The 6,073-nt window shown below is 59.9% G+C and carries 8 protein-coding genes; all 8 read right to left on the bottom strand.

All coding sequences use genetic code 11. The features are described 5' to 3' along the window. A partial coding sequence (locus JWR14_RS10190) for a YbgF trimerization domain-containing protein (protein ID WP_299705378.1) occupies nucleotides 1-624 on the bottom strand: 624 nt, incomplete at its 3' end. 27 nt (nucleotides 625-651) lie between these two features. Then, a complete protein-coding gene (gene pal, locus JWR14_RS10195; RefSeq protein ID WP_299705380.1) occupies nucleotides 652-1,158 on the bottom strand; it encodes a peptidoglycan-associated lipoprotein Pal in 507 nt (168 codons plus the stop codon). Nucleotides 1,159-1,202: 44 nt separating this feature from the next. Continuing rightward, entirely contained in the window at nucleotides 1,203-2,495 is a 1,293-nt protein-coding gene (tolB, locus tag JWR14_RS10200) for a Tol-Pal system beta propeller repeat protein TolB (protein ID WP_299705382.1), read from the bottom strand. A gap of 115 nt (nucleotides 2,496-2,610) precedes the next feature. After that, nucleotides 2,611-3,708 (bottom strand): cell envelope integrity protein TolA, encoded by a 1,098-nt coding sequence (gene tolA, locus JWR14_RS10205; protein ID WP_299705384.1) that lies wholly within the window; start codon nucleotides 3,706-3,708, stop codon nucleotides 2,611-2,613. After that, nucleotides 3,705-4,151 carry a protein TolR gene (tolR, locus tag JWR14_RS10210; protein WP_299705386.1) on the bottom strand — a complete coding sequence of 149 codons (447 nt, stop codon included), beginning with the start codon at nucleotides 4,149-4,151 and terminating at the stop codon, nucleotides 3,705-3,707. Before tolR ends, tolA begins: the two co-directional genes overlap by 4 nt. A gap of 10 nt (nucleotides 4,152-4,161) precedes the next feature. Continuing rightward, entirely contained in the window at nucleotides 4,162-4,839 is a 678-nt protein-coding gene (tolQ, locus tag JWR14_RS10215) for a protein TolQ (RefSeq protein WP_299705389.1), read from the bottom strand. Nucleotides 4,840-5,030: 191 nt separating this feature from the next. Continuing rightward, on the bottom strand, nucleotides 5,031-5,546 hold the full coding sequence (ybgC, locus tag JWR14_RS10220) for a tol-pal system-associated acyl-CoA thioesterase (RefSeq protein ID WP_299705392.1): 516 nt from the start codon (nucleotides 5,544-5,546) through the stop codon (nucleotides 5,031-5,033). Between the two features lie 110 nt (nucleotides 5,547-5,656). After that, the coding region (locus tag JWR14_RS10225) for an SDR family NAD(P)-dependent oxidoreductase (RefSeq protein ID WP_299705395.1) at nucleotides 5,657-6,073 on the bottom strand (417 nt) is incomplete at its 5' end.

Here is a 6,073-nt window from a genome sequence, read left to right on the forward strand (position 1 = left end):
GATCGCGAGCAGCGCATCGGCTGCCCGCGGATGCGTCGGATATTTCGTCACCAGATTTTGCCAGGTTGCTGTCGATCCCTTGTAATCGCGCAGAGCATACAGCGCATTGCCCAGCCAGTATTGCGCGGTGGGCTGGTACGGGCTGTCCGGATACTTGGCGACAAACGTCTTGAACGACGCAGCAGCATTCTTGAAGTCGCCGTTGCGGAACTGCGTTGACGCCGCGTTGAACGATTCAGTCTCGCCGGGCTGCACCGTCCCTTGCACGCCATCCACCGTCTGCTGCTGCGGTTCGAACTTCTTCAACCGGCCATCGAGGTCAGTGTAGTAGTCCTTTTGCTGCTTTTGCACCGTCGTCAATTGGTTGGCCAGGTCCTCGTTCTGTCCTCGGAGCGTAGCGACCTGTTGATTCAACTGGTCGAGACGATTCGATTGATCGAGGATCGTGCGCTGAGCGGCGGACAACTGGCTAGCCAGACTGTCCGTTTTCGTGCGTAAATCGAGCACGGCTTTACGTGCTTCATTGTCGTCAAACAACGCCGCGTGCGCCGACCCGCCGACCACGGCCGAACCTAACAAACAAGCAACTGCGACCGCGCGCAGCGAGGGGAAGCGATACAACATACGGCGACTCACCCGTGACTGGTTACGTTACTGTTGATAAGCGAGGTCAGCGCGGCGATTCTGCGCCCACGACGACTCGTCATGCCCGGTTGCCTGCGGCTTTTCCTTGCCCAGACTCACGGCTTCCATTTGCGAATCGGCCACGCCCAGCAGCGACATTGCGCGACGCACAGCTTCAGCACGCTTCTGGCCCAGTGCCAGGTTGTACTCGCTCGTGCCGCGTTCGTCGGTGTTGCCCTGGATCAGGACGTGACGATCCGGATGGCTCTTCAGATACTGCGCATGTTGTTGCAGCAGCGGCTGATAGTCGTCACGAACAGCGTAGCTGTCGAAGTCGAAGTAAATGCTGCGCTTGGCCAGCGGGCTGTTCGGATCGTTCAGCGGGTCGACGTTGACCTGTTGAACTGCGTTCGCGTCGGGTTGCGTGCCGATCGCGCCTTTGTTTGCACCTTCATCCAGCTTGACGCCTGAATGACATGCGGCCAATGCACCGACCATCGCCACTGCAAAGCCGAAACGAATTTTAGACATCATGGTTACTCTCCTTGTGTGTTGCTGCTTAAGTTATTGCGTGAGGTTTATTGCATGAACGGACCCCAGGACGGCTCGCGTACGCTGCCCCCCTGAAGCGACAAGACTTGCCGCGTACGACCATCGGTCGATACGGCAGCCAACACGCCACGCCCGTCCACCTGGGTGGCGTAGAGGATGTACTGACCATTCGCCGCAAAACTGGGCGATTCGTCATGCGTGGTGTCGGTCAGGCCAGTCGCCGTGCCGGACCCGAGGTCCAGCAAATACAGCTTGAAGCCGCCGCCAACACGCGAAATGTACGCAATCTGCTTGCCGTCCGGGCTCACTCGCGGGCTTGTATTGTAATTGCCCGTGAATGTGACGCGCTGTGCCTGGCCGGCGCTTTCGCCGTTCGCCGACATCTTGTAGATCTGAGGCTGGCCGCCGCGGTCGCTCGTGAAATAAATCGTGTTGCCATCGGGAGAGTAAGCCGGCTCGGTGTCAATCGAGCTGCCCTGCGTCAGGCGGCGCAAACCACTGCCGTCTGCGTTCACCTGGAAAATCTGCGTGTTGCCGGTAGTCGACAGCGCGACCGCAAGCTTGCGGCCGTCCGGTGACCACGCCGGTGCACTGTTATTGCCTTTCTGATTCGATACGATCACACGCTTGCCTGTCGGCAGGTCGTGGATATAAACAACGGGCTTTTTCTTTTCGAACGAGACGTACGCGACCTTGGTGCCATCAGGCGACCACGCCGGCGAGATGATCGGCTCGGGACTGGACAGCGCAATGCGCGCATCCTGGCCATCGGAGTCGGAAATCTGCAACTGATAACGGCCGCCGGTCTTGATCACATACGACAGGCGCGTCGCGAAAACGCCACGATCACCCAGCAATTTTGCGTAGATATAGTCCGCAATCTTGTGCGCGCTCATGCGCAGACCGCTTTCCGGGCTGACAAGCGAGAGGCCGCCCAGGCTTTGCTGCTTGACCGTGTCGTATAGCCGGAAGCGTACTTCGTACTGACCGTTCGGCAGGCGATTCACGCTGCCGGAGACAAATGCGTCCGCGCCCTTCGCTTTCCAGCTGCCAAGATCGACCGAATCCGTTTCCGACACGGGCGTGCCGCCCGCATCAATATTCGTAAACTTGCCACTGCGCGCCAGATCCTGACGAACAATCGCGCTGATCTGCTGCGGCGAACTTGCTTCGTTGGCAAATGTGGCGGTGGCAATAGGAAATTGGGTAGAACCCACGCCCGTGACAAGCACATTCAACTGCGCGTGGGCAGCGGTACCCGCGGCGATCAGGCAGGATGCAACAAGTGTTTTCAGGCCAAGCTTTGTCATCAAACTCATGTATCTGGTTCCAGAAAAGCGATTTTTAAACTACCGGCGGCAGCAGAACAGACCGCCGAATGCACAATTCGTTCCCATCAGGGCTCATTGTGCACCGTCGTTTTACCATGTCCGTTCAACCACCTGCCGGACGCAATGTGATCGTAAACGTGCCGGGCGCCTGGCCGTTGGTATCCAGGGGCATTGGATCAGAACGCTGAACTGCGCGTAGCGCGGCCTGGTCCCACTGCTCATTGCCGCTCGAGCGCTGAATTGTTGACGACAACAACGTACCCGTCGACGGCGACACGCGTACCGAGACCACGGTCTCAAGTCCCGCCGTTTCTCCTGCCCAAGTGATGTTCGGACGCACGCGCCGCTGCACCTTCTCAGCATAGCCCGCTGATGTCGCCGTCCCGCCCGCGCCGTGACCCGTGCCACTCTTGGCCAGCCCGTCGCCGCTTGAACTCGTGCCGCCGCCAGCCTGACCTTGCAGCGCCGCCAACCGGGTATTACGTTCCTTATCAAGCTTGGCCTTCGCCTGCGCGTCGGCCTGGGCCTTGGCTTTCGCCTTGGCATCCGCCTGAGCCTTGGCCTTGGCGTCCGCCTGTTCTTGCGCCTTCGATTCAGCTTCCTTCTGCTGCTCTGCGGCTTTCGCTGCGTCAGCTTCCTTCTCTTTAGCCTGTTGCGTCTTCTGCTGGTCGAGCTTTTGCTGAGCAAGCTGCTTTTGCTTATCGGCTTGCTTCTGCTTGTCCTGAGCTGCCTTCTGCGCCGCTATAGCAGCCTGCTGCGCGGCCTGTTGTGCCGCGAGCTGCTGCTGACGCTTGGCCTCGGCTTCCTGATCGGCCAGCTGTTGCGCACGCTGCTGTTCAGCGAGTTGCGCGGCGCGCGCCGCCGCTTCCTGCTGTTTACGCTTCTTTTCCTGCAAGGCGATGTCAGCGTCCTCGTCCTTCGCCGGCGGCGGCGCGGGCTGCACCTTGATCGGCGGTGCAGGCGGCGGTACAGCGCGTGGCGTAGGCACTGACAGATCCGGGATCTCGGTCCACAACTCTGCCTCGGCGCCCGCCGGCGTGTTGTTTTGCCAGTTGACGCCGTGATACAGGAGGATGCCAAGCAACACGTGCATCAGCGCGGCGAGCGCGAACGCCTTCCATGTCCCGCGTTCACGCGGCGGACGGATGGGGCGCGCGCTGGTCCGCGCGCCAGGGTGCCCGCTGGGCTGCCGATTCATCATTGCGATTTAACTAACAATCCGACCCGTTTGACGCCTCGCGCCTTCATATCGGACATTACGTTCATGACCACTTCATATTTCACGGTCTTGTCGGCGGCAATCACGACGGGCTGGTCGGGATGCGACTCCTGCCGATTCAGCACGAAAGTCTTGAGGTCGCCCTCCGTCATGTTCTGCTGCTGTGCCGCGCCGCCGTCGTCCTTGTAGCGCACGTTCATGCTGCCGTCGGCCTTGATATTGACCACGACCGGCGGCGTTTGCTCCTGCGGCGCTGCATTGCCGACCGTTGGCAGGTTGATGATGGAAGGCGAGACGAGCGGGGCAGTCACCATGAAAATGACGAGCAGCACGAGCATCACGTCGATGTACGGCACGACGTTGATGTCGGACATGGCGCGCCGTGAACTGCCGCGCATGCTGGAACGCATTGGACCTCCGGCCATTCTGAACTCCTTAGTGAGCCTGACGCTGCAAGATGTTCGAGAACTCTTCGATAAACGTTTCGAAGCGGATGGCAAGGCGGTCGATATCGTGTGCGTAGCGGTTGTACGCCACCACCGCCGGAATTGCCGCGAACAGGCCAATTGCGGTTGCCACAAGCGCTTCGGCAATACCCGGCGCCACGTTCGCAAGCGTTGCCTGCTGAACGTTGGCGAGGCCGCGGAACGAATTCATGATCCCCCAGACCGTGCCGAACAAACCAATATACGGACTGACCGAACCCACTGACGCGAGAAACGCGAGGTTCACTTCGAGCACATCCATCTCACGCTGGAATGCGGCACGCATTGCGCGGCGGGAGCCGTCGAGAATGGCCGCCGGATCGTTCATGCGGCGCTCTTTGCCCTTGAGGAACTCACGCATGCCCGATTCGAAGATCCGCTCCAGCGCACCAATGGTGTGGCGGTTGTTAGCAGCACTTTGATAAAGCGCCTGCAGGTCGCCGCCCGACCAGAAGTCCCGTTCGAAGCGCTCGGTCTGATTCCGCGCGCGCCGGATGGCAAACCACTTGCGAATGATGTAGGTCCACGACAACAACGACAGTATCAGCAACAGCGCCATGACGGCCTGCGCCAACAGGCTGGCATGGATGACGAGAGAAATGATCGACAGGTCTTGTGTAGTGTTCATAAAAGTCCGCTGTTACGTCCCAAAGGGGCGTCCGAGGTGCGCTGGCCGGGAATTGTCAGGCTTTCGATAAATGACTGAAAGCGTAGGCAGGCTTGCCAGCAGATGCTCGGTACTTCTGTGCCTGCGTGCCTGAAGGCACGCAGGCTCGATTCAGTTCAGTTCAGGTCTTGATGGAGTCAAAGGGTCTTTGTCTACATGGGTTTTTCTGAACAAGATGTTTTAAACGGTGCTGACATCGGCACGGTTGACGCGTTATTTGAGACAGAGTCTTGCGGTCCGCGGCGTAAGCCGTTAAGCACGGAGACGGGAATCCCGACCGGGCGGATGGCGCCGAGACTGACCGACGCCACCTTGATGTTGCCGGAAGCCAGCAAGGTGCCGTCCCGCCACGCTTCCTGATGGAAATCCACCGATGCCCGGCCAATACGCTCGATCCGGCTTATCACGTGAATGACATCGTCAAGGCGCGCGGGTGCCGAGTACTCCACCGCCGTGCGCTTGACGACGAACAATACGCCGTCCGACTCGGCCAGTACACGCTGGTCGATGCCGCACGCGCGCAACCATTCAGTGCGCGCCCGTTCGAAAAACTTCAGGTAGTTCGCGTAGAAGACGATGCCGCCGGCGTCGGTATCTTCGTAATAGACCCGGAGCGGCCAATCGAAGGTCAAAAGGCCATTCGCCTGCTGAGGCTCGCTGGTGGACATGTTCATCCGCGCATTTTACCGGAAGCCGCAAAACGTCCGTTCAATCGTGCTGTTGGTCGCTGCTTTCCGGCAACCATCGGCGGGACGTCTCGCGTATTCACTGGCCTGGATCAGCCGCGATGCACGGTCAGCGGACCGAACGACTGCGCGACCGGCATCAACTCGATCGTGTTGATATTCACGTGCGCCGGGCGTGTGGCGATCCAGTAGATGGAGTCGGCAATGTCCTCGGCCGTCAGCGGTTGCACGTCCTTATAGACGTTGGCGGCTTTCGTGTCGTCGCCCTTGAAGCGGACGTTCGAGAATTCCGTGCCGCCACACAGCCCGGGTTCAATGTCGGTTACGCGCAACGCCGTGCCGGTCAAGTCCGCCCGCAGGTTCAGGCTGAACTGGCGCACGAACGCTTTCGTCGCGCCGTAAACGTTGCCGCCCGGGTAGGGGTAGGACGCTGCGATCGAGCTGAGATTGAACACGTGCCCGCGATTGCGTTCGACCATGCCAGGCAATAACGCGTGCGTGACTGTGAC

The sequence above is a fragment of the Caballeronia sp. genome (genome assembly GCF_028292365.1).
In the GTDB taxonomy this organism is placed as follows: Bacteria; Pseudomonadota; Gammaproteobacteria; order Burkholderiales; family Burkholderiaceae; genus Caballeronia.